This is a genomic window from Micromonospora haikouensis, from assembly GCF_900091595.1.
Lineage (GTDB): Bacteria > Actinomycetota > Actinomycetes > Mycobacteriales > Micromonosporaceae > Micromonospora > Micromonospora haikouensis.
In genome coordinates, this window is record NZ_FMCW01000010.1 from 20,653 (window position 1) to 42,894 (window position 22,242).

21 protein-coding genes are annotated in these 22,242 nt (G+C 73.2%); 13 read left to right on the forward strand and 8 right to left on the reverse strand.

What is annotated here, in order from left to right:
• Positions 1-40: 40 nt before the first annotated feature.
• The 6 genes from pgl to tkt form a co-directional block, all read right to left on the reverse strand.
• Positions 41-811, reverse strand: a complete 771-nt coding sequence (pgl, locus tag GA0070558_RS11815; protein WP_091278484.1) for a 6-phosphogluconolactonase — start codon at positions 809-811, stop codon at positions 41-43.
• A 122-nt stretch (positions 812-933) separates the two neighbouring features.
• Entirely contained in the window at positions 934-1,950 is a 1,017-nt protein-coding gene (locus tag GA0070558_RS11820; protein WP_091278487.1) for a glucose-6-phosphate dehydrogenase assembly protein OpcA, read from the reverse strand.
• A gap of 31 nt (positions 1,951-1,981) precedes the next feature.
• Positions 1,982-3,496, reverse strand: a complete 1,515-nt coding sequence (gene zwf, locus GA0070558_RS11825; RefSeq protein WP_077939163.1) for a glucose-6-phosphate dehydrogenase — start codon at positions 3,494-3,496, stop codon at positions 1,982-1,984.
• A 124-nt stretch (positions 3,497-3,620) separates the two neighbouring features.
• Entirely contained in the window at positions 3,621-5,252 is a 1,632-nt protein-coding gene (locus GA0070558_RS11830) for a phosphoglucose isomerase-related protein (protein WP_091278868.1), read from the reverse strand.
• A 121-nt stretch (positions 5,253-5,373) separates the two neighbouring features.
• The gene (gene tal / locus GA0070558_RS11835) at positions 5,374-6,552 is read right to left on the reverse strand and encodes a transaldolase (RefSeq protein WP_091278489.1); all 1,179 of its coding nucleotides are present in this window, start codon (positions 6,550-6,552) and stop codon (positions 5,374-5,376) included.
• A gap of 16 nt (positions 6,553-6,568) precedes the next feature.
• Positions 6,569-8,707: a transketolase gene (gene tkt / locus GA0070558_RS11840; protein WP_091278492.1), complete on the reverse strand. Its 2,139-nt coding sequence runs from the start codon at positions 8,705-8,707 to the stop codon at positions 6,569-6,571.
• 264 nt (positions 8,708-8,971) lie between these two features.
• Here tkt and GA0070558_RS11845 point away from each other — a divergent pair, with 264 nt between their 5' ends.
• The 3 genes from GA0070558_RS11845 (at position 8,972) to GA0070558_RS11855 (ending at position 11,414) form a co-directional block, all read left to right on the forward strand.
• Positions 8,972-9,931 carry a heme o synthase gene (locus GA0070558_RS11845; protein WP_091278495.1) on the forward strand — a complete coding sequence of 320 codons (960 nt, stop codon included), beginning with the start codon at positions 8,972-8,974 and terminating at the stop codon, positions 9,929-9,931.
• 209 nt (positions 9,932-10,140) lie between these two features.
• Positions 10,141-10,476 (forward strand): hypothetical protein, encoded by a 336-nt coding sequence (locus GA0070558_RS11850; protein WP_043967526.1) that lies wholly within the window; start codon positions 10,141-10,143, stop codon positions 10,474-10,476.
• An 8-nt stretch (positions 10,477-10,484) separates the two neighbouring features.
• Positions 10,485-11,414, forward strand: coding sequence for an ATP-grasp domain-containing protein (locus GA0070558_RS11855; RefSeq protein ID WP_091278871.1), 930 nt, complete (start codon positions 10,485-10,487; stop codon positions 11,412-11,414).
• Positions 11,415-11,433: 19 nt separating this feature from the next.
• Here the strand turns inward: GA0070558_RS11855 and GA0070558_RS11860 are convergent, their stop codons facing one another.
• A complete protein-coding gene (locus GA0070558_RS11860; RefSeq protein WP_176734190.1) occupies positions 11,434-12,402 on the reverse strand; it encodes a COX15/CtaA family protein in 969 nt (322 codons plus the stop codon).
• 98 nt (positions 12,403-12,500) lie between these two features.
• On the opposite strand from GA0070558_RS11860, the gene GA0070558_RS11865 reads away from it, so the two are divergent.
• The 10 genes from GA0070558_RS11865 (at position 12,501) to GA0070558_RS11910 (ending at position 20,992) form a co-directional block, all read left to right on the forward strand.
• A complete protein-coding gene (locus GA0070558_RS11865) occupies positions 12,501-13,289 on the forward strand; it encodes a helix-turn-helix transcriptional regulator (protein WP_091278501.1) in 789 nt (262 codons plus the stop codon).
• Positions 13,286-14,716 (forward strand): Fe-S cluster assembly protein SufB, encoded by a 1,431-nt coding sequence (gene sufB, locus GA0070558_RS11870; RefSeq protein WP_077939169.1) that lies wholly within the window; start codon positions 13,286-13,288, stop codon positions 14,714-14,716. Before GA0070558_RS11865 ends, sufB begins: the two co-directional genes overlap by 4 nt.
• A 49-nt stretch (positions 14,717-14,765) precedes the next feature.
• Entirely contained in the window at positions 14,766-15,911 is a 1,146-nt protein-coding gene (sufD, locus tag GA0070558_RS11875; RefSeq protein ID WP_091278504.1) for a Fe-S cluster assembly protein SufD, read from the forward strand.
• Positions 15,911-16,255 carry a non-heme iron oxygenase ferredoxin subunit gene (locus GA0070558_RS11880; RefSeq protein ID WP_077939171.1) on the forward strand — a complete coding sequence of 115 codons (345 nt, stop codon included), beginning with the start codon at positions 15,911-15,913 and terminating at the stop codon, positions 16,253-16,255. Before sufD ends, GA0070558_RS11880 begins: the two co-directional genes overlap by 1 nt.
• Positions 16,255-17,028 (forward strand): Fe-S cluster assembly ATPase SufC, encoded by a 774-nt coding sequence (gene sufC, locus GA0070558_RS11885; protein ID WP_074474328.1) that lies wholly within the window; start codon positions 16,255-16,257, stop codon positions 17,026-17,028. The genes GA0070558_RS11880 and sufC overlap by 1 nt, the downstream gene beginning before the upstream one ends.
• 6 nt (positions 17,029-17,034) lie before the next feature.
• Positions 17,035-18,339 (forward strand): cysteine desulfurase, encoded by a 1,305-nt coding sequence (locus tag GA0070558_RS11890; RefSeq protein ID WP_077939172.1) that lies wholly within the window; start codon positions 17,035-17,037, stop codon positions 18,337-18,339.
• Positions 18,339-18,812, forward strand: a complete 474-nt coding sequence (gene sufU, locus GA0070558_RS11895) for a Fe-S cluster assembly sulfur transfer protein SufU (RefSeq protein WP_043967542.1) — start codon at positions 18,339-18,341, stop codon at positions 18,810-18,812. Before GA0070558_RS11890 ends, sufU begins: the two co-directional genes overlap by 1 nt.
• Positions 18,809-19,288, forward strand: coding sequence for a metal-sulfur cluster assembly factor (locus GA0070558_RS11900; protein ID WP_228986978.1), 480 nt, complete (start codon positions 18,809-18,811; stop codon positions 19,286-19,288). The genes sufU and GA0070558_RS11900 overlap by 4 nt, the downstream gene beginning before the upstream one ends.
• Before the next feature lie 321 nt (positions 19,289-19,609).
• Entirely contained in the window at positions 19,610-20,233 is a 624-nt protein-coding gene (locus GA0070558_RS11905; RefSeq protein WP_091278507.1) for a LysE family transporter, read from the forward strand.
• A gap of 117 nt (positions 20,234-20,350) precedes the next feature.
• Positions 20,351-20,992, forward strand: coding sequence for an acVLRF1 family peptidyl-tRNA hydrolase (locus GA0070558_RS11910; RefSeq protein WP_077939175.1), 642 nt, complete (start codon positions 20,351-20,353; stop codon positions 20,990-20,992).
• A gap of 109 nt (positions 20,993-21,101) precedes the next feature.
• On the opposite strand, the gene GA0070558_RS11915 is transcribed toward GA0070558_RS11910, so the two are convergent.
• Positions 21,102-22,157 carry a polysaccharide deacetylase family protein gene (locus tag GA0070558_RS11915; protein WP_091278512.1) on the reverse strand — a complete coding sequence of 352 codons (1,056 nt, stop codon included), beginning with the start codon at positions 22,155-22,157 and terminating at the stop codon, positions 21,102-21,104.
• Between the last annotated feature and the right edge of the window lie 85 nt (positions 22,158-22,242).

The following is a 22,242-nucleotide window of genomic DNA, read 5'->3' on the forward strand; positions in this document are numbered from 1 at the left end:
TACCTCGGAAAGCGTTAACAGGGGGCCCTTCCTTACCGCCTCAGCGGAGGCTGCGCAGGCGCGGCGGCACCTCGGCCACCGCCGCCCGGTCCAGCAGCCACAGGGTGCGGCTGACGCCCTGCACCCCGGCCGCCGGGAGCTGCACCGGGCCGGCCCCGGCCAGCGCCATGCCCACCGCGCGGGCCTTGTCCGCGCCGCTGGCGACCAGCCAGACCTCCTCGGCCGTGTTGATCGTCGGCAGGGTCAGCGTGGTGCGCACCGGCGGCGGCTTGGGGCTGCCCCGCACGGCGCTCACCGGCCGCGTGTCGTGGTGCACCGGGTGCTCGGGGAAGACCGAGGCGACGTGCCCGTCCTCGCCCACCCCGAGCATCAGCACGTCGAAGTGGGGGAGCGCGGCGTGCCCCGGGCGGGCCGCGCGGGCCAGCTCGGCGGCGTACCCGGCGGCCCCGGCCTCCGGGTCGTCGCCGGTCGGGCCGTCCGAGGCGGGCATCGGGTGCACCCGGGCCGGGTCCAGCGGCAGCGCGTCCAGCAACGCCGCGCGGGCCTGCGTCTCGTTGCGCTCCGGGTCGCCGGCGGGCAGGAACCGCTCGTCGCCCCACCAGACGTCGACGCGGGACCAGTCGACCGCGTCCCGGGCCGGCAGCGCGGCCACCGCGCGGTAGACGGCCGCGGCGATCCGCCCGCCGGTCAGCACCATCGACGCCTGGCCCCGGTCCGCCTGCGCGTCGAGCAGCCTCACCACCAGCCGGGCCGCCACCGCCTGCGCCAGCAGGTCGGCATCGGCGTGCACGGCGACACTCGCCTCACTCATCTATGTGCCTTCGCCTCCCGACCGCCCTCGCGGTCCGTCGTGCCCTCGGGCCGCACGGCCCTCCGTCGTGTCGGCGACGGCGTGGCCCGGGCCGACCGCCGTGGTCGACCCGGGCCACCCCGTCACTCGTTGGTGCTCGTGCCGGCGTGGGCGGTGACGCCCGCCTCGGCCCGCTTCGCCGTCGCCGGGTCCTTCCAGACGTGCACCCGCTGGGCGGGTCGCTGCTGCAACCCCCGGAGGCCGGCCATCGCCCCCAGCGCCTCGGCGTAGACCTGGTCGGCGTCCAGCCGGCGCAGCTCCTCGGCCAGCTCGTCGCCGAGCGGCCGGCGGGTCAGCGGCAGCTGCCGGTCGTCCTGCCCGGTGCGCCGGAAGGTCGCCACGCTGTCGTCCCGGGTGAGGCTCAGCTCGTCGCCGTTGGCGCACCTGAGCTGCACCTCGCGCATCCTGGGCGCCTCCGGCGCGGGCTCCCAGCGCGGGGCGATGCCGAGCCGGCTGTTCAGCCAGCCGCACATCAGCGCCGCCGTCGGGTCGGTCGGCGGGGCCACCACCCGGGCCTCGGTCACCCGCTCCTCGGTGGTGTCGAACGCCCCGGCGACCAGCGTGCGCCACGGGGTGATCCGGGTCCACGCCAGGTCCGTGTCGCCCGGCGCGTAGTCGCGGGCCCGCTGGCGCAGCGCCGCGATCGGGTCGTCGGCCTGCGCCGAGTCGGTGATCCGCCGGTCGGCGACGACGCCCAGAAAGTCCGTCGCGATCTCGGCCGGCGGCTCGCCGTGCCACCACGTCACCACGGGCACGTCCGGCACCAGCAGCGGCATCACCACCGACTCGGCGTGCAGCGCCAGCCGGCCGTACATCCGGGTGACCACGGCCTCGCACGGGCCGAGCCGCCCGCCGACGACGATCTCCGCGTCGAGGCGGTTGCGGTCCCGCTCGACGTCGGAGCGCACCACCACGAGCAGCCGGCACGGGTGGGCGGCGGCGGCGATGGTCGCCGCCGCCTCCGCCTCGCGGACCCGCTTCTCGTCGACCACCACGATCAGGGTGAGCGCCATACCGCTGGCCACCCCGCCCGCGCTGCGCCGCTCGGCGGCGAGCGCCTTGACCACCTCGTTGCCGGTGGTGTCCCACAGCCCGATCAACGGAGCCTCCTGGTCTGGTCGCTGTGCTCGTTCACGCTCTGCGCCAAGCCCGGCCCTCGCGGGCCAGCATCTCGTCTGCGGCGCGCGGACCCCACTCACCGGACCGGTACGGCTCCGGCTTCGTGCCCTCCCAGGCGTGCTCCAGCGGGTCCACCACCGCCCAGCTCTGCTCGACCTCGGCGGCGTCCGGGAAGAGGGTACGGTCGCCGATCAGCACGTCCAGCACCAGCCGCTCGTACGCCTCGGGGCTGGACTCGGTGAACGCCTCGCCGTACTGGAAGTCCATCGCGATGTCGCGGACCTCCATCGTGGTGCCCGGCACCTTGGAGCCGAACTTGAGCACCACGCCCTCGTCGGGCTGCACCCGGATGACGAGCTGGTTGGGGCCGAGGGACTCCATGTCGGCCGGGTTGAACGGCAGGTGCGGGGCCTTCTTGAACATGATGGCGACCTCGGTGACCCGCCGGGGCAGCCGCTTGCCGGCCCGGATGTAGAACGGCACCCCGGCCCAGCGTCGGTTCTGGATGCCCAGCTCCACGGCCACGTACGTCTCGGTGGTCGAGTCGGCCGGCACGCCGTCCTCGTCGAGGTAGCCGACGGCCCGCTGGCCGCCCACCCAGCCGGGCAGGTACTGGCCGCGCACGGTGCCCCGTGAGACGTCCTTCGGCAGGGTGATCGCCTTGAGCACCTTCAGCTTCTCGGCGCGGATCTCGTCGGCGTCGAAGCTGGTCGGCTCCTCCATCGCCACCAGCGCGAGAAGCTGGAGCAGGTGGTTCTGGAGCACGTCGCGGGCCGTGCCGACCGAGTCGTAGAAGCCGGCCCGGCTGCCGATGCCGACGTCCTCGGCCATCGTGATCTGCACCGAGTCGACGTACTTGGAGTTCCACAGCGGCTCGAACAGGCTGTTGGCGAACCGCAGGGCCAGGATGTTCTGGACGGTCTCCTTGCCCAGGTAGTGGTCGATCCGGAAGACGTCCTGCCGGGTGAAGACGTCGTCGACGAGGTCGTTGAGCTCCTTGGCCGACGGCAGGTCGTGCCCGAACGGCTTCTCCACCACCACCCGACGCCACCCGCCGCACTTCTCGTTGTCGGCCATCCCGGTGCGGGCGAGCTGCTTGAGCACCACGGGGAACGCCGCCGGGGGGATCGAGAAGTAGAACGCCGCGTTGCCGTGGATGCCGTGGCTGTCGCGCAGGTTGTTCAGGGTCTGGGCGAGCTTGTCGAAGGCGGCGTCGTCGTCGAACGAGCCGCCGACGAACTTGATGTTGCCGGCCAGCCGGCCCCAGACCTCCTCCCGCCACGGTGTCCGGGCGTGTTCCTTCGCCGCGTCGTGGGCCAGCGACTCGAAGTCGCCGTCGCACCAGTCGCGCCGGGCGAAGCCCAGCACCACGAAGCCGGGCGGCAGCAGCCCCCGGTTCGCCAGGTCGTAGACCGCCGGCAGCAGCTTCTTCCGCGCCAGGTCACCGGTCACGCCGAAGATCACCAGAGCGCAGGGCTCCGGGATCCGCGGCAGCCGCCGGTCCTGTGGGTCGCGCAGCGGGTTCACCGGATCACCTCCGGACCCACCAGGGTCACCTCGGTCCGCGACTGCGGGGCTCGCAAGACCGGCCCACTCCTCGCACGCACGGTGCCTCCTAGCTCCGCTGATTCCACATCGTCCATCGTCACGCTCACAGTTGCCGGGCCGCGTCGAGCAGCTGGGCCGCCCCCGCCGACCGGTCGGTCAGGTGCAGCCGCAGCACCGGGCGGCCCCGGCGGGCCAGGGCCCGCCGATCGCCGGCGGCCTGGGCTTCCTGGAGCCTCCCGAGGGAGTACGGTTTTCCGGGCACCGGCAGATCATCCCCGACCGTACCGGTCAACTGAAGGAAACTCCCTACCTGTGGACCACCCTTGTGATACTGGCCGGTGGCGTGCAGGTAGCGCGGCCCCCAACCGAACGTCACCGGCCGGGCGGTCAGCCCGGCGAGCAACGCGCGCAGCCCGGCGACGTCAGCGTCGCCGATCCGGTCCAGGTACGCCAGGACCGCCAGATATCCGCTGGAGTCGATCCCGTCGACGAGCTGGCGCAGCGCGCCGGCCAGGTCGGCCGGGCCGTACACCTCGATCGCGCCCTCGGTCGACGACGGCGGCCGGGCCGGCGCGGCCGAGGCGAGGAACCGCTCGGCCCGCTCCCCGCCCTCGGCGGCGGCCGGCTGGTCGAACGGGTTCACCCCGAGCGTCACCCCGGCGATCGCCGTGGCGTACTCCCAGGTCAGGAACTGGGCACCCAGCGGGCCGTTGACCGCCACGTCGGGCGCGCGGCCCGCGCCGGGCACCGCGCCGGGGGCCAGCGACCCGCCGTAGCTGACGGTGAGCACGTCGGGCCCCGCGCCGCCGGGGGCGGTGGGGGACTCCAGCACCACCGGCAGGAGGCCGAGCCCCGCCTTGCCGGTCGACTCGGCGAGGAGCTGCTCGATCCAGTCGCCGAGCCCGTCGAGCCCCGTGCCGTCGGGCACGAGGGCCACCTTGTCCCGCCCGCCGGTGGCCGCCGCGCCGAGGGCGGCGCCGAGCGCCAGCCCGGGGTTGTCGGCGTCGCGGCCCAGCGAGGCGGCGAGCGCCTCGGCCTGCTCCAGCAGCTCGTCGACGGCCACGCCGGCCAGCGCCGCCGGCACCAGACCGAACGCGGTCAGCGCCGCGTACCGGCCGCCCACCCGAGGGTCCGCGGGCACGGTGACCGCGCCCAGCTCGGCGGCCACCGCCTCCAGCGGGGAACCGGGGTCGGTGACCACCACGAAGTGCCGGCCGGCCTCCGCCGCGGTCAGCCCGGAATCCAGGAACGCCTGCCGGTAGACCCGCCAGTGGCTGTCGGTCTCCACGGTGCGGCCGGACTTGCCGGCCAGCACCACCACCGTGCGGTCGAGGCGGTCGGTCAGCGCCCGGCGGACCTGGCCCGCGTCGGTGGTGTCGAGCACGGTCAGCGGCCGGCCCAGGGCCCGGGTGACCACCTCGGCGGCCAGCGAGGAGCCGCCCATCCCGGCGACCACCACGTGGTCGAGGTCGCCCAGCTCGGCGGTCAGCTCGGCGAGCTGGGGCAGCAGCTCGACGCTGCGCCGGTGGGTGTCCAGCCAGCCGAGCCGGGTCCGCGCCGTCGCCTCGGCCGCCGGCCCCCACAGCGCGGGGTCCTGCGCCGCCAGCCGCGCCGGCACGCCCCCGGCGACGAGGGCCTGCCGGACGGACGCGGGCGCGGACCGGTCGACCGGGTCCGCGCCGTGCACGACCAGCCCGGCGGACGCGTCCGCCGGGCCGGTCAGCGCGTCGCTCACGTCGCCACCCCGGCCCACCACGGGCACGCCGGTGCAGGGCCGCCGGGGCGACCCGGAGGGGACGGGTCGACGGCGCGGGACGCCCCGGGGCGGTGCCCCGGGGCGTCGCCACGACCGTCGGTCACGCGTTGCCCCCCACCTTCTGTGCCTTGTCCGCGTTGCCCTGGGCGGCCTGGCCGGGCCGCCCGGTGCCCTGGCCCGCCGCGGCGAGCGACTTGCGCACCCCGTCGAGCAGCTCCTGCCAGCTCGCCTCGAACTTCTCCACGCCCTCGCGCTCCAGGACGGCGATCACGTCGGACATGTCGACGCCGACCGACTCCAGGTCGGTGAAGACCTGGCGGGCCGCGTCGTACGCGCCGGTGACGGTGTCCCCGCGCGTCTCGCCGTGGTCGGCGTACGCGTGGATCACCGACTCCGGCATCGTGTTGACCGTGCCGGGGGCGATCAGCTCCTCGACGTAGATGACGTCCCGGTAGTCCGGGTTCTTCGTCGAGGTGGACGCCCACAGCGGGCGCTGCGGGTGCGCCCCGGCGTCGGCGAGGGCCCGCCACCGGTCCGAGGAGAACACCTCGCTGTAGCGCTCGTAGGCGAGCTGGGCGTTGGCCACGGCGGCCTTGCCGCGCAGCGCCTTGGCCTCGTCGGAGCCGAGCTTCTCCAATCGCTTGTCGACCTCGCTGTCGACGCGGGAGACGAAGAACGACGCCACCGAGCCGATCTTCGACAGGTCGTGGCCGTTGGCCTTCGCCTGCTCCAGGCCGGCGAGGAACGCCTCCATGACCTGCGAGTAGCGGTCCAGGCCGAAGATCAGCGTGACGTTGACGCTGATCCCCTCGGCCAGGGTCGCGGTGATCGCCGGCAGGCCCGCCTCGGTGGCCGGGATCTTGATGAAGAGGTTGGGCCGGTCGACCAGCCACCACAGGGCCTTGGCCTCGGCGACCGTCTTCTCCGTCTCGTGCGCCAGCCTCGGGTCCACCTCGATGGAGACCCGGCCGTCGACGCCCTGGCTGCCGTCGTACGACGGGCGCATCACGTCGCACGCCCACCGCACGTCGTACGTGGTGAGCATGCGCACCGCCTCCTCCACCTCCACCCCACGGGTGGCGAGGTCGCGCAGCTGCCCGTCGTAGGTGTCGGCGTCGGCGAGCGCCTTCGCGAAGATCGTCGGGTTGGTGGTGACCCCGGCCACGTGCTGCTCCCGGCGGAGCTGGTCCAGCCCGCCGGAGCTCAGCCGCACCCGGGAGAGATCGTCGAGCCAGACCGCCACCCCGGCGGCGGTGAGTTCGCTGAGCCTGTCCGTCATGCCCGTCCTCGCTTCTTCAGTTGCCGGTCGTGAAGCCGGTGATGTCGCCCACCCGGGTGAGCGCCGCGTGCGCGGCGGCCACGATCCGGTCGGGGGTGAAGCCGAACTGCTCGAAGAGCACGGTGTGCGGGGCGCTCGCGCCGTAGTGCTCGATGCTGACGCTCTCGCCGGAGTCGCCGACGATGCCGCGCCAGGACATCGCGATGCCCGCCTCCACGCTCACCCGGGCCTTTACCCCGCGCGGCAGGACCGACTCCCGGTACGCCTCGTCCTGCTCGTAGAACCACTCCTGGCACGGCATCGACACCACCCGGGTGGGGGTGCCGTCGGCCTCCAGCCGCTCCCGGGCGGTGAGGCAGAGCTGCACCTCGGAGCCGGTGCCGATGATGATCACCTGCGGCTTGCCGCCCGACGCCTCGGCCAGCACGTAGCCGCCCTTGGCGACACCCTCGGCGCCGGCCAGGGTCGACCGGTCCAGCGTCGGCAGGGCCTGCCGGCTCAGCGCCAGCGCGGTCGGCCGGTCGGTGTGCTCCAGGGCCTGCCGCCACGCCCATGCGGTCTCGTTGGCGTCGGCCGGGCGGACCACGTCCAGGCCGGGGATGGCGCGCAGCGCGGTCAGGTGCTCCACCGGCTGGTGGGTCGGGCCGTCCTCGCCGAGGCCGATCGAGTCGTGCGTCCAGACGTAGACCACCGGCAGCTTCATCAGCGCGGCGAGCCGCACCGACGGGCGCATGTAGTCGCTGAACACCAGGAACGTGCCGCCGTACGGGCGGGTGCCGCCGTGCAGGGCGATGCCGTTGAGGATCGCGCCCATCGCGTGCTCGCGGATGCCGAAGTGCAGCGTGCGGCCGTACTCGTGGCCCGGGAAGTCCTTGGTGGCGTGCACCGCCGGGACGAACGACGGCTCGCCCTTCATGGTGGTGTTGTTGCTCTCGGCCAGGTCGGCCGAGCCGCCCCACAGCTCCGGCAGCACCGGGGCGAGGGCCTCCAGCACCTTGCCGGACGCGGCCCGGGTGGCCACGCCCTTGGCGTCGGCGGGGAACGTCGGCAGCGCCTCGGTCCAGCCCTCCGGCAGTACCCGCTGCGACATCCGGTCCCACAGCGCCTTGCGCTCCGGGTTGGCCTTGGCCCAGCCCTCGTACGTCCGCTCCCACTCCTGCTGCGCCGCCGCGCCGCGCTCCAGGACCCGGCGGGCGTGCCCGAGGACGTCCTCGTCGACCTGGAAGCTCTGCGCCGGGTCGAAGCCGAGCAGCTCCTTGGTGGCGGCCACCTCGCTCGCGCCGAGCGCCGAGCCGTGGATCTTGCCGGTGTTCTTCTTGTTCGGCGCGGGCCAGCCGATGATGGTGCGCAGCGCGATGAAGGAGGGCCGGCCGGTCTCGGCCTTCGCCGCCAGCAGCGCCCGGTGCAGCGCCTCGACGTCCTCGTGGTAGTCGCCCTGGTCGGCGTCGCCGGCCCGCCAGTCGACGGTCTGCACGTGCCAGCCGTACGCCTCGTAGCGGGCCGCGACGTCCTCGCTCTTGGCGATGCGGGTGTCGTCCTCGATCGAGATCTCGTTGTCGTCGTAGATCACGCAGAGGTTGCCCAGCTGCTGGTGCCCCGCGAGGGCGCTGGCCTCGTGGGTGATGCCCTCCTCGATGTCGCCGTCGGAGGCGATGCACCACACGTCGTGGTCGAAGACCGACGCGCCCGGCTCGGTCTCCGGGTCGAACAGGCCGCGCTCGCGGCGGGCGGCCATGGCCATGCCGACCGCGTTGCCCAGGCCCTGGCCGAGCGGGCCGGTGGTGGTCTCCACGCCCGGGGTGTGCCCGTGCTCGGGGTGGCCCGGGGTGAGCGAGCCCCACTGCCGCAGCGACTTGAGGTCGTCCAGGGCCAGCGGGTAGCCGGCGAGGAAGAGCTGGATGTAGAGGGTGAGGCTGGAGTGGCCGGCGGAGAGCACGAACCGGTCCCGGCCCGGCCAGTTCGGGTCGGCCGGGTTGTGCCGCATCACGCGGTTGAACAGCAGGTAGGCCGCGGGCGCGAGGCTCATCGCGGTGCCCGGGTGACCGTTGCCGGACTTCTCCACGGCGTCCATGGCCAGCACGCGGACGAGGTCCACGGCCCGGCGGTCGAGGTCGGACCAGTTGAGTGCGGGTTGCTCAGGTCGGTTGGCAGCCACGATGTGTCGTACTCCTCGGCAGTTGGGCGGAACCCTCTCGGATGACCCTATCGAGCGGGGGTAAACCCCCGCCCCGGGATCTGTGCATGCTCTTCTTTACGCGGTTGGGCGTTTCCGCCGTTCAACCGGGGGTGTGACGGTCCGCACCGTGGTCGGGTCGCGCGGGCAGCGAAAACGACGACGCGTAGTGTGTGGGGACGGTGTGTGGGCCCCGACGGGTCCGACCGACCCGACTCCCCCTGCCGACGCCGGAAGGTGGCATCCGTGAGCATGATCACCGAGCGCCCCGTCAGCAACTCTGCCGGGCAACCGCCGGTGCGCACGGTGACCGGCACCCCGGTGGCGCCCCGGCGGGACGTCCGGGCGGTGGTCTCGGCGTACGTCTCGCTGACCAAGCCGCGGATCGTCGAGCTGCTGCTGGTGACCACCGTTCCGGCGATGATGCTCGCCGAGGGCGGGCTGCCGTCGCTGTGGCTGATGGCGGTGGTCCTGGTGGGCGGCTCGCTCGCCGCCGGTGCGGCCAGCGTGCTCAACTGCTACATCGACCGGGACATCGACCAGCTCATGCGGCGCACCAAGCGGCGTCCGCTGCCGACACACACGGTGTCCCCGCGCAACGCGCTGGTCTTCGGCCTGGTGCTCGCGGTGGTCTCGGTGACGCTGATGGCGGTGTTCACCAACCTGCTGGCCGCGGGGCTCACCCTGGCCGCGATCGCCTACTACGACCTGGTCTACACGCTGTGGTTGAAGCGGACCACGCCGCAGAACACCTTCTGGGGCGGCGCGTGCGGGGCCGCGCCGGTGCTGATCGGCTGGGCCGCGGTGACCGGCTCGCTGGCCCCGGCGGCGTGGGCGCTGTTCGCGGTGGTCTTCTTCTGGCAGATGCCGCACTTCTACCCGCTCGCGATGAAATACAAGGCCGACTACGCCCGCGCCGGCATCCCGATGCTGCCGGTGGTGGCCTCGGCCCGCCGGGTCAACGCCGAGATCATCGGCTTCGCCTGGCTGACGCTGCTCTCCTCGCTGGCCGTCTGGCCGCTCGGGATGAGCGCGATCTACGGCGTGACCGCGCTGCTGTCGGGCGGGGTCTTCGTGTACGAGGCGCACCGGCTGTGCCGCCAGGTGGCCTCCGGCGGCGCGGTCCGCCCGATGCGGCTGTTCCACTGGTCGTACGTCTACCTGACCATCCTGTTCGCGGCCGTCGCCGTCGACGCGCTGGTCTGATCCATCGATCCTGGGCGACATTCCCGACTTGCGTCGGGCGCGCGCGAGTTGTGACGATCGTGTAACTTCGCCCGGCCGCTTTGGTGCCCTGAGTCCTCATATAACCGGGCAAATCACCTGTGGTTCTCCTTAACCGCAGGGGTAATTGGCATCACAAATAGTTCATGGTTCTCGCACGTCCGGATGCGACTCTGCTTAGGCTTCGCGTCATGGCAGATGGTTCCGATACGACGCTGACGGCTCAGCAGACCGTCGCCGACCAGACCCCTGACGGCCTGGTCGCGGGCATCAAGTCGTTCGCCGCCGGGCACGGCGGGGCGAAGGCGGTCATCGAGTACGTCGGCAAGCGCGGCGCGCGCATCGTCCTCGTCGGGTCCGACGGGGCCTGGGGCGACCAGTTCGCGGACGACACCGTCGTCGCGCGGGAGGCGTGCGCCAAGGCGGGAGTCACCGTCGAGAACGCCTGGGAGCGCGAGCTGATGGACCAGATGCGCCCGAGCAACGACCTCTGGCGGTCGATGGCCCGGCGCACGATGGCCCGTTGACCGACAACTTGACCGACCACCACCAGCCGACCCGGGGGGAACCCCGGGTCGCTATCGTCACCTGCGCCGACCTGCCCGACCTGGAGCCCGACGACCGGCTGCTGCTGGCCCCGCTCGCCGGGCGGGGGATCGCGGCCACCGTCGCCGCCTGGGACGACCCGGCGGTCGACTGGGCCGCGTACGACCTGGTCGTGCTCCGGTCGCCGTGGGACTACGCGCTGCGCCGCGACGAGTTCGTGGCCTGGGCCGACACCGTCCCCCGGCTGGTCAACCCGGCCGACGTGGTGCGCTGGAACACCGACAAGCGCTACCTCGACGAGCTGTCGGCCGCCCGCGTGCCCACGGTGCCGACCGGCTGGGTGGCGCCGGGGCAGCCCTGGACGCCGCCCGCCAGCGGCGGCGAACACGTGATCAAGCCGGCGGTCAGCGCCGGCAGCCAGGACACCGGCCGCTACGACCTCGCCGACCCGGAGCACCGCGAGCTGGCCCTGGCCCACCTGCGCCGCCTGTCGGACGCCGGCCGGGTCGCCATGGTCCAGCCGTACCTCGCTGCGGTGGACACCGCCGGGGAGACGGCCCTGCTGTTCCTGGCCGGCCCGGACGGGCTCGCCTTCAGCCACGCGATCCGCAAGGGCCCGATGCTCACCGGCCCCGATCTCGGCCCCGACGGGCTCTACAAGGCCGAGGAGATCACCCCCCGCACGGCCACCCCCGCGCAGCTCGCCGTCGCCGAGCGGGTGCTCGCGGCGGTCCCCGGCGGCACGCGGCGGCTGCTCTACGCCCGGGTGGACCTGATCCCGGGCCCGGACGGCGCGCCCGTCCTGGTCGAGCTGGAGCTGACCGAGCCGTCGCTGTTCCTCGGGTACGCCGACGGGGCCCCCGAGCGCCTCGCCGACGCCGTCGTCACCCACCTCACCCGCCTGCCCCGTCCCCGCTAGGGCGGCCGGGGCGGGGGCGTCAGGCGCCGACCGGGACGGGGGCCTCGGCCGGCGGCGTCGCGGTCTCCCACGCCGGCTGGACCGGCCGGCGCTCCCGGGTCGACCACTGCACGGCGAGGGTGGCCAGCAGGACCAGGCACGAGCCGAGCATGTGCGCGCCGACCAGCACGGCGGGCAGGTGGGTGAAGTACTGCACGAAGCCGATCACGCCCTGCCCCAGCTCCACGGCGACCAGCACGACGGCGGCCCGTTCCGCCCGGCGCGCGCCGACCGCGCGGAACGCGAAGACCAGCGCCACCGACAGCCCGACCAGCAGGAACACCCCGTCGGCGTGCGCCTGGGAGATCGCCTCCGGGTCGATGCCGTTGCGGGCCGCGCCGTGGTCGCCCGCGTGCGGGCCGCTGCCGGTGACCCAGGTGCCGATCACCAGCACCGCGGCGCTGACGACGGTGGTGACCAGCGCCAGCGCCCGCAGCGGCCCCGGCACGGTGGGCGCCACGGGGCCGTCCGGCTCGCCGACGCGCCGCCAGAGCGCGTACGCGGCCGCGATCACCACCATCGAGGCGAGGAAGTGCAGCCCCACCACCCACGGGTTGAGGTTGGTCAGCACGGTGATCCCGCCGATCACGGCCTGCAAGGGGATGCCGAACAGCACCGCCACCGCGAGCGGCAGCAGCTCCCGCCGCCGTGCGCCGTGCAGCAGCACCCCCACCACCACGGCGAGGGCGATGAGGCCCACGGCGAAGGTGAGCAGCCGGTTGCCGAACTCGATCACCCCGTGCACGCCCATCTCCTGGGTCGTCGTGTACGACGCGTCGGTGCACCGGGGCCAGGTGGGGCAGCCGAGGCCGGAGGCGGTCAGCCGGACCGCCCCGCCGGTGACCACGATGGCCACGTTCGCGATGATCGAGGCGAGCGCGAGGCGGCGCAGCAGGGTGGCGGAGACCGGGAACCGGACGGATCGCTTCACGGAGCGAATCCTACGCACCGTAGTGGAACCCGATCGGGTGACTCCGGCGCTGCGGTGGTTCGGATCACCGGCACCCGGGTTTGCGGCCCCCCGGCGAATTACGTAACGTGGGCGTTGTGAAAAACGCGGCGGCGCTCTCCGGGCAGCAGCCGGCGGCCGGTCCGGTCGCCGGTGCGTCAGCGTCCGCCCGCCCGGAGTCCGCTCCGCCCGCGCCCGCGGCCGGTTCCGCCGCGGCCGACCTGTCGACCCGGGACCGGGTCACCCAGCTGCTGCTGGAGCGTGGGGCGACCACCGCCGGGCAGCTCGGCTCGGCGCTGGGCCTGAGCCCGGCGGCGATCCGCCGGCACCTCGACGCGATGCTCGCCGACGGCGACGTGGTCGCCCGCGAGCAGACCGTCCGGGGCAGCCGGGGGCGGGGCCGCCCGGCGAAGGTCTTCGTGCTGACCGACGCGGCCCGGGGCCGCTGCGGCACCCACCACTACGACAACATCGCCACCGCCGCGCTGCGCTGGATCTCCCGCAACGGCGGCTCGGCGGCGGTGGAGGCGTTCGCCGCCGACCAGGTCGCCGCCCTGGAGGACCGCTGCCGCGCGGCCATGGAGGACGCCGGCGACGATCCCCTGGCGCGGGCCGAGGCGCTCGCCGGGGCACTGACCGCCGAGGGCTACGCTGCCAACGCGTCCACGATCGCCTCCGGTGGCCAGCTCTGCCAGCACCACTGCCCGGTGGCGCACGTGGCCGCCGAGTTCCCCCAGCTGTGCGAGGCCGAGACGGCGGTGATCTCCCGTCTGGTCGGCACCCACGTGCAGCGCCTGGCCACCATCGCGCACGGCGACGGGGTGTGCACCACGCACATCCCGGCCCAGTCCCGTAACACCGTCACCACTGTGAGGACAGATAGATGACCGAGCAGATCGTCCAGCCCCTGACCCAGGAGGAGCAGCTCGCCGCCCTCGGTCGCTACGAGTACGGCTGGGCCGACCCCGACGTCGCCGGGGCCGCCGCCCAGCGCGGCCTCAACGAGGCGGTGGTGCGGGACATCTCGGCGAAGAAGAACGAGCCCGCCTGGATGCTCGACCTGCGCCTGAAGGGCCTGCGGCTGTTCGGCCGCAAGCCGATGCCGGCGTGGGGGGCCGACCTCACCGGGATCGACTTCGACAACATCAAGTACTTCGTCCGCTCCACCGAGAAGCAGGCCACCAGCTGGGAGGACCTGCCCGAGGACATCAAGAACACCTACGACCGGCTGGGCATCCCCGAGGCGGAGAAGCAGCGGCTGGTCGCCGGCGTCGCGGCGCAGTACGAGTCCGAGGTCGTCTACCACAAGATCCGCGAGGACCTGGAGGAGCAGGGCGTCCTCTTCCTGGACACCGACACCGCCCTCAAGGAGCACGAGGACGTCTTCAAGGAATACTTCGGCACGGTGATCCCGGTCGGCGACAACAAGTTCGCCGCGCTGAACACGTCCGTGTGGTCCGGCGGCTCGTTCATCTACGTGCCGAAGGGCGTGCACGTGGAGATCCCGCTGCAGGCGTACTTCCGGATCAACACCGAGAACATGGGCCAGTTCGAGCGGACCCTGATCATCGTCGACGAGGGCGCGTACGTGCACTACGTCGAGGGCTGCACCGCGCCGCTCTACTCGTCCGACTCGCTGCACAGCGCGGTCGTGGAGATCATCGTCAAGAAGAACGCCCGGTGCCGCTACACGACCATCCAGAACTGGTCGAACAACGTCTACAACCTCGTCACCAAGCGCGCCGTGTGCCACGAGGGCGCGACGATGGAGTGGGTCGACGGCAACATCGGCTCCAAGGTCACCATGAAGTACCCGGCGGTCTACATGACCGGCGAGCACGCCAAGGGCGAGGTGCTCTCGGTGGCCATGGCCGGTGAGGGCCAGCACCAGGACGCGGGTGCCAAGATGGTGCACGCCGCGCCGCACACCAGCAGCACCATCGTGTCGAAGTCGATCGCCCGGGGCGGCGGCCGCACGTCCTACCGGGGCCTGGTGCAGGTGCTGGAGGGCTCGCACAGCAGCCGCAGCACGGTCAAGTGCGACGCGCTGCTGGTCGACACCATCTCCCGCTCCGACACCTACCCGTACGTCGACATCCGCGAGGACGACGTGTCGATGGGGCACGAGGCGACCGTCTCCAAGATCAGCGACGACCAGCTCTTCTACCTGATGAGCCGGGGCCTGAGCGAGGACGAGGCGATGGCGATGATCGTCCGCGGCTTCATCGAGCCGATCGCCAAGGAACTCCCGATGGAGTATGCCCTGGAGCTCAACCGCCTGATCGAGCTCCAGATGGAGGGCGCGGTCGGCTGACGCCGCCGCCCAGCCAGACACCGTCGCCTTAGAACAGACCAAGGAAGAGATGACTACCCAGGCTTCCGCGCCGCCCAGCACCAAGTCGCAGGCGCTCCGCTCGTACGACGTCGCCGACTTCCCGGCCCTGACGGGCCTGGAGGAGGAGTGGCGCTTCACCCCGCTCAAGCGCCTGCGCGGCCTGGTCGGCGGCGACGCGCAGGCCGCCACCGGCGCCGTCCGGCACGAGCACGGCGACCTGCCGGCCGGCGTCACCGTGTCCCGGGCCGGCTCCGACGACCCCCGGGTGGGCAGCGTGCTCACCCCGGTCGACCGGGTCAGCGCCCTGGCGTACGGCGGGGCCGGTCAGGCGCTGCTGGTCGAGGTGGCCCGCGAGGCGGTCGTCGCCGAGCCGGTGTGCCTGCGGGTGGTCGGCGACTCCGCCGAGGGGCTCGCGTTCGGCCACACCTTCGTCGAGGTGGGCCGGTTCGCCGAGGTGACCCTGGTGCTGGAGCACGCCGGCTCGGCCACCCTGGCCGACAACGTCGAGGTGTCGGTGGCCGACGGCGCGAAGCTGACCCTGGTCACGGTGGCCGACTGGGCCGCCGACGCCGTGCAGGCGCAGCACCTGAAGGTCCGGCTGGGCCGGGACGCCAGGGTCGTGCACGTCCAGGTCACCCTCGGCGGCGACCTGGTCCGGCAGTACACCTCGGTGGAGTACACGGGCCGGGGCGGCGAGGCCGAGCTGTACGGGCTCTACTTCGCCGACGGCGGCCAGCACCTGGAGCACCGCCAGCTCGTCGACCACAACGTGCCCGACTGCCGCAGCTACGTCGGCTACCGGGGCGCGTTGCAGGGCGCCGACGCGCACACCGTCTGGGTGGGCGACGTGCTGATCCGCGCCGAGGCGACCGGCACCGAGACGTACGAGATCAACCGGAACCTGCTGCTCAGCGACGGCGCGCGGGCCGACTCGGTGCCCAACCTGGAGATCGAGACCGGCGAGATCGCCGGCGCCGGGCACGCGAGCGCGACCGGCCGCTTCGACGACGAGCAGCTGTTCTACCTGATGGCGCGCGGCATCCCGGAGACCGAGGCCCGCCGCCTCGTGGTCCGCGGCTTCTTCGCCGAGCTGATCAACAAGATCCCGGTCGAGGAGCTGCGCGACCGGCTCGGCGACGCCATCGAGGCCCGGCTGGCCAAGGGCGGCGTCTGATGATCAGGATCTGCGCGGCCGACGACGTGCCGAAGGGCACCGTGGTCAGCGCCGACGTCGACGGCACCCCGATCGCGCTGGTGCACGGCGAGGACGGGGAGTTCTACGCCGCGTACGACGAGTGCTCGCACGCGGCCGTGGCCCTGTCGGAGGGCGAGGTCGAGGGCTGCACGCTGGAGTGCTGGCTGCACGGCTCCCGCTTCGACCTGCGCACCGGCGAGCCCACCGGGCTGCCCGCCACCGAACCCGTTCCGGTCTATGCCGTCGAGGTCCGCGACGGCGACATCTACCTTCCCGTGGGCGCCGACGGCCGCCCGACGCCGAGCAATGGAGTGACCCGATAATGAGCACCCTGGAGATCCGCGACCTGAAGGTGTCGGTCAAGCTGCCCGAGGGTGAGCTCAAGCCGATCCTGTCCGGCGTCGACCTGACCGTGCGGTCGGGGGAGACCCACGCGATCATGGGCCCCAACGGCTCCGGCAAGTCCACCCTGGCCTACTCGATCGCCGGCCACCCGAAGTACGAGATCACCGGCGGCTCGGTGACCCTCGACGGCGTCGACGTGCTGGCCATGTCCGTCGACGAGCGGGCCCGCGCCGGCCTCTTCCTGGCCATGCAGTACCCGGTCGAGGTGCCCGGCGTGTCGGTGGCCAACTTCCTGCGCACCGCCAAGACCGCGATCGACGGCGAGGCGCCGAAGCTGCGCACCTGGGGCGGCGAGCTGCGCGGCGCGATGCAGCGCCTCCAGATGGACCCGGCCTTCGCCCAGCGCAACGTCAACGAGGGCTTCTCCGGCGGCGAGAAGAAACGGCACGAGATCGTGCAGCTGGAGCTGCTCAAGCCGAAGGTGGCGATCCTCGACGAGACCGACTCGGGCCTCGACGTCGACGCGCTGCGCGTGGTCAGCGAGGGGGTCAACCGGGTCCGCGACACCGGGGACACCGGCCTGCTGCTGATCACCCACTACACCCGCATCCTGCGCTACATCAAGCCCGACTTCGTGCACGTCTTCGTCGCCGGGCGGATCGTCGAGCAGGGCGGCCCGGAGCTGGCCGACAAGCTCGAGGACGAGGGCTACGAGCGGTACGTCGCCGGGGCCGGCGCGGCGCGGGCCTGACCGACGATGTCCTCTCTGACCATCCCGGCCGGCATGCCGCAGTTCGACGACGTGCCGCGCTTCGACGTGGCGGCGGTGCGCGCGGACTTCCCGATCCTCGACCGGGAGGTCAACGGGCACCCGCTGGTCTACCTCGACAGCGCGAACACCTCGCACAAGCCGCGGCAGGTGCTCGACGTCCTCGCCGAGCACTACGCGCGGCACAACGCCAACGTGTCGCGCTCGGTGCACACCCTGGGCACCGAGGCGACGGAGGCGTACGAGGGGGCCCGGGCCAAGATCGCCCGGTTCGTCAACGCGCCCAGCGTGGACGAGGTGGTGTTCACCAAGAACTCGACCGAGGCGATCAACCTCGTGGCGTACGCGTTCTCCAACGCGTCGCTGCGCGCGGACGCCGACCCCCGGTTCCGGCTGGGCCCCGGCGACGAGATCGTGATCTCCGAGATGGAGCACCACTCCAACATCGTCCCGTGGCAGCTCCTCGCGGAGCGCACCGGCGCGACCCTGCGCTGGTTCCCGGTCACCGACGCCGGGCGGCTCGACGAGTCCGGGCTGGACGACCTGGTCACCGAGCGGACGAAGATCGTCTCGCTGGTGCACATGTCCAACATCCTCGGCACCGTCAACGCCACCGCCCGGATCACCGCCCGGGTCCGCGAGGTGGGCGCGCTGCTGCTGCTGGACTGCTCGCAGTCCGTGCCGCACCTGCCCATCGACGTGGTCGACCTCGACGCCGACTTCGTCGTCTTCACCGGGCACAAGATGTGCGGCCCGACCGGCATCGGGGTGCTGTGGGGCCGCGGCGAGCTGCTCGCGGCGATGCCCCCGGTCATGGGCGGCGGCTCGATGATCGAGACGGTCACCATGGCCCGGTCGACGTTCGCCGCGCCGCCGGCCCGGTTCGAGGCGGGCACCCCGCCGATCGCCGAGGCGGTGGCGCTCGGCGCGGCGGTGGACTACCTCACCGGCCTGGACATGCGGGCGATCCAGTGGCACGAGAAGGAGCTGACGGCGTACGCGCTGGACGCCCTCGCCACCGTGCCCGGCCTGCGGATCTTCGGGCCGACCGTGCCGGTGGGCCGGGGCGGGACGATCTCGTTCGCGCTCGGCGACATCCACCCGCACGACGTCGGGCAGGTCCTCGACTCGCTCGGCGTGCAGGTGCGGGTCGGGCACCACTGCGCGAAGCCGGTGTGCAGCCGGTTCGGCGTGCCGGCCATGACGCGGGCCTCGTTCTACCTCTACACCACCACCGGCGAGATCGACGCCCTGGTGGGCGGCCTGGAGCAGGTGCGGAAGGTGTTCGACTGATGCAGCTCGACCAGCTCTACCAGGAGATCATCCTGGACCACTACAAGCGCCCCCACGGCCGTGGCCTGCGCGACGCCGACGACCCGACGGACCGGGTCGCCGAGGCGCACCACGTCAACCCGACCTGCGGCGACGAGGTGACCGTCCGGGTCGCCACCGACGGCGTCGTGCTGCACGACGTCTCGTACGACGGCATGGGCTGCTCGATCAGCCAGGCGTCGGCGAGCGTGCTGCACGAGCTGCTGCGCGGCCGGGAGGCGGGGGAGGCGTTCGCCGTGCACGAGGCGTTCGTCGAGTTGATGTCCGGCCGTGGCCAGGTCACGCCGGACGAGGACGTGCTCGGTGACGGGGTGGCGTTCGCGGGTGTCGCGCGCTACCCCGCCCGGGTCAAGTGCGCGCTGCTGCCGTGGATGGCGTTCAAGGACGCGGCGGCGCGCGCCGGGGTGGGCGCGAGCCCGGAGGTGAAGGCATGAGTTCTGACCAGACCGCCGGCGCGCCGCAGGACGGCGCCGTGGCGACCGACGCCGCGACCCCGGCCACCGAGGGCACGGCCCCGTCGGCCGCCGGCAGCGGTGGTGACGCTGGTGCGGCCGGCGTCGCCGACGCCGGCAGCGGCGCGGGCGGGAAGGCCGCCGTCGCCGACGTCGAGGAGGCGATGAAGGACGTCGTCGACCCCGAGCTGGGCATCAACGTGGTCGACCTCGGCCTGGTATACGGCGTGCACGTCGACGACGAGAACGTCGCCACCCTCGACATGACGCTGACCTCGGCGGCCTGCCCGCTGACCGACGTGATCGAGGACCAGGCCCGGCAGGCGCTGACCACCGGCCCCGGCGGGGGACTGGTGAACGACATCCGGATCAACTGGGTCTGGCTGCCGCCGTGGGGCCCTGACAAGATCACCGACGAGGGGCGCGACCAGCTCCGCTCCCTCGGCTTCAACGTCTGATCCCCGTCGAGGTCCGACGCTCGCCTGCGTCGTTGCTTCCCGTCGAGCGCGGCACCCGCCCGGGTGCCGCGCTCGACCCGTTCCGGACCGGGGACTCCCGATCGGGGGTCGAGCGGCCGCCGACTGCGCCCGAGGGCCACTCGACCCATGATCGGGCACGGTCTCGGCCCGCGATAAACCGCTGGTCAGGCGGGTGGGCGCGACGCACCATGGGCGGATGATCGAGACGTACCGGATGATGCCTGCCCCTGTCCCCACGGCCGTGGCCGGCGGTCGACAGCGGGCGGTGCCGCCGGTCGCCCCGGTCCTGCGCCGACCGTCGTGACCGGGGCGTTCCTGGCCGGTCTCGCGGCCGGCTACGGCGTCGCCGTGCCCGTGGGCGCGATCGCCGTGCTGATCATGGGACTGAGCGCGCGGACCTCGTTCCGGGTCGGTGCCGCCGCCGCCCTCGGGGTGGCCACCGCCGACGGCGTCTACGCGGCCGTGGCCACCCTCGGCGGGGCGGCGGTCGCCGGCCTCGTCGCCCCGGTCGCCGGGCCGCTGCGGCTGGTGGCGGCGGCCGTGCTGCTCGCCATCGCGGTGCGGGGCGCATGGCAGGCGCTGCATCCCCGCCCGGTGGGTGCGGCGGGTCGGCGGCGCGGCCTGGAGAGCCCGGGCCGCGCCTTCGCCGGGTTGCTGGCGCTGACGATGCTCAACCCGGCGACCGTGGTCTACTTCGCCGCGCTCGTGCTCGCCCGCAACGACGGCCACGGGGTCGGCCCGGCCGCGGCGGTCGCCTTCGTGGCCGGCGCCTTCCTCGCCTCGGCGAGCTGGCAGCTGCTGGTCGCCGGCGGTGGCAGCGTGGTCGGCCGGGCCCTCACGGGCCCGCGCGGTCGCCGGGTGACCGGCCTGGTGTCCAGCGCGATCATCGCCGCGCTGGCCGTCGCCGTCCTGGCGACCACCTGACCACCTGACTGCTGCTCCGGACCTTGGACAAGTTGACGTTCGAGCGGAACGGTGATTGTCCAAGGGCCGGGGCGGGTGGGGCGGACGGTCGGCTGCCGGTGCCGTAGGTTCGGGGCCATGAGCAGCAGACCGGCGGCCGGCGGCGGACGCTGGGTCGAGGTGGCACCGGCCCGCGTCGACCGCTGGGTGGACGGCTTCGCCGACCGGCACGGCCCACCCACCGCGACGGCCCAGGAGTACGGCCTGCTGCTCACCGCCCCGGACGGGGCCACCGCCGCCCTGCACACCCCGCCGGGCGCGCCGCCCGGGGCCGACGTGCCCGGGTTCGTGGCCGCCGCCCGTGCGCCGCGCCGGATCGGCCTGCTGCTCGCCCGCAAGGGCGCGGTGGCCGTCGGTGTCGCCGAGGGGGAGAAGCTGGTCGTGTCGAAGGTGGACACCCGCTACGTGCAGGGCCGCACCGCCGCCGGCGGGTGGTCCCAGCAGCGGTTCGCCCGGCGGCGGGACAACCAGGCGAAGGCGGCCCTCGGCGACGCGGCCGAGCTGGCCGTCCGGCTGCTCCTGCCGGAGGCGGCCCACCTCGCCGCCGTGGTCTGCGGTGGCGACCGCCGGGCGGTGGACGGTGTGCTGGCCGACCGGCGGCTCGCCCCGCTCGCCGAGTTGCGCGCCGACCGCCTCCTCGACGTCCCCGAGCCCCGCCTCGCGGTGCTGGTCGACGCGATCGCCGCCGCCCGCGCCGTCCGAATCCTGGTCCGGGGGTAAGGAAGGGCACCTTGTTAACGCATTCTGCATAGGAAGGGGCCCCTGCAATCACCCCGCGCCGGCTTCCCGCCCGGGCCGACGGGAACGGCCCGGGCGGGAAGCTCCGGGGTCAACCGGTGGTGCAGGAACGGATCTGCGGCCGGGCGCTGCTGTTGCCGTTCATCATCGTGGTGAAGCCGAACGTGTTGCCGCTGCCGTTGGACCGCATCGTCATCACGTAGCCGGTGCTGTCCCAGCTGGCGGTGCCGTTCCAGGTGGTGCTGACGCGCTGCGGCGCGGTCACCGCCACGACCACCGTCCAGTTGCTGGCCCCCTGGACCGTCACCGAGGTGTTGTACCGGTCGCCCCAGACGTTGGGGAAGGTCGCCGTCGCGGTGCATCCGCCGCCGGGCGGCGGCGTGGTCGGGGAGCCGGTCGGCGGCGCGGTGGTCGGCGGCGGGGTGCCGTCGGGGGCCACCGCCCGGCCGGTGCTCGGGGAGATCATGCCGGGGCAGAGGCCGCGGCTGTTCAGGTTTGCCATGATCTGCGGGATCGCGTCGCGGGTGTTCTGGATGCCGTCGTGCATCAGGATGACCTGGCCGTCCTGGAGCCGGCTGGCGTTGGAGACGATCTGGCTGACGCTGGCACCGTTCCAGTCCTGGGAGTCGACGTCCCAGATCACCTGGCGCAGGCCGAGCGAGGAGGCGACCGACTGGAGGGTCGAGTTGGTCTCCCCGTAGGGCGGGCGGAACAACTGCGGCCGTACGCCGGTCGCCGACTGGATCGCCGAGTTGGTCTGGGAGAGGTCCGACTGCATCTGGCTCTGGTTCATCGAGGTCATGTGGGCGTGGTTCCAACTGTGGTTGGCGACCCACATGCCGGCGTCGACCTGGGCCCGCGCGGCGGACGGATTGCCCTGCACGTTCTGCCCGACGTTGAACATGGTCGCCCGGACGTTGTTGGCCCGGAGCACGGACAGCAGGGCATTGGTGCTGCCCGTCGGCCCGTCGTCGAAGGTGAGGCCGACGTAGCCGTTGCAGGCTGCGGCGCTGGACGGGGTGGCGGCGACCGCGAGACCGGTCGCTGCCAGCGTCACGGCGGCGGTGGCGAGCACCGCCAGTCGGCGGGCGTGGCGCGCTGCTCGGGGTGGTGACGGGCGGCGGGGGCCGCTGATGCTGGCGAACATGCGCAGGTCCTCCCGGGGGCGGTGACGTTCGACGATGCCCGACATCAATAGGTGTAGATGGATGCCGTGGTGGCACGGAGTATTG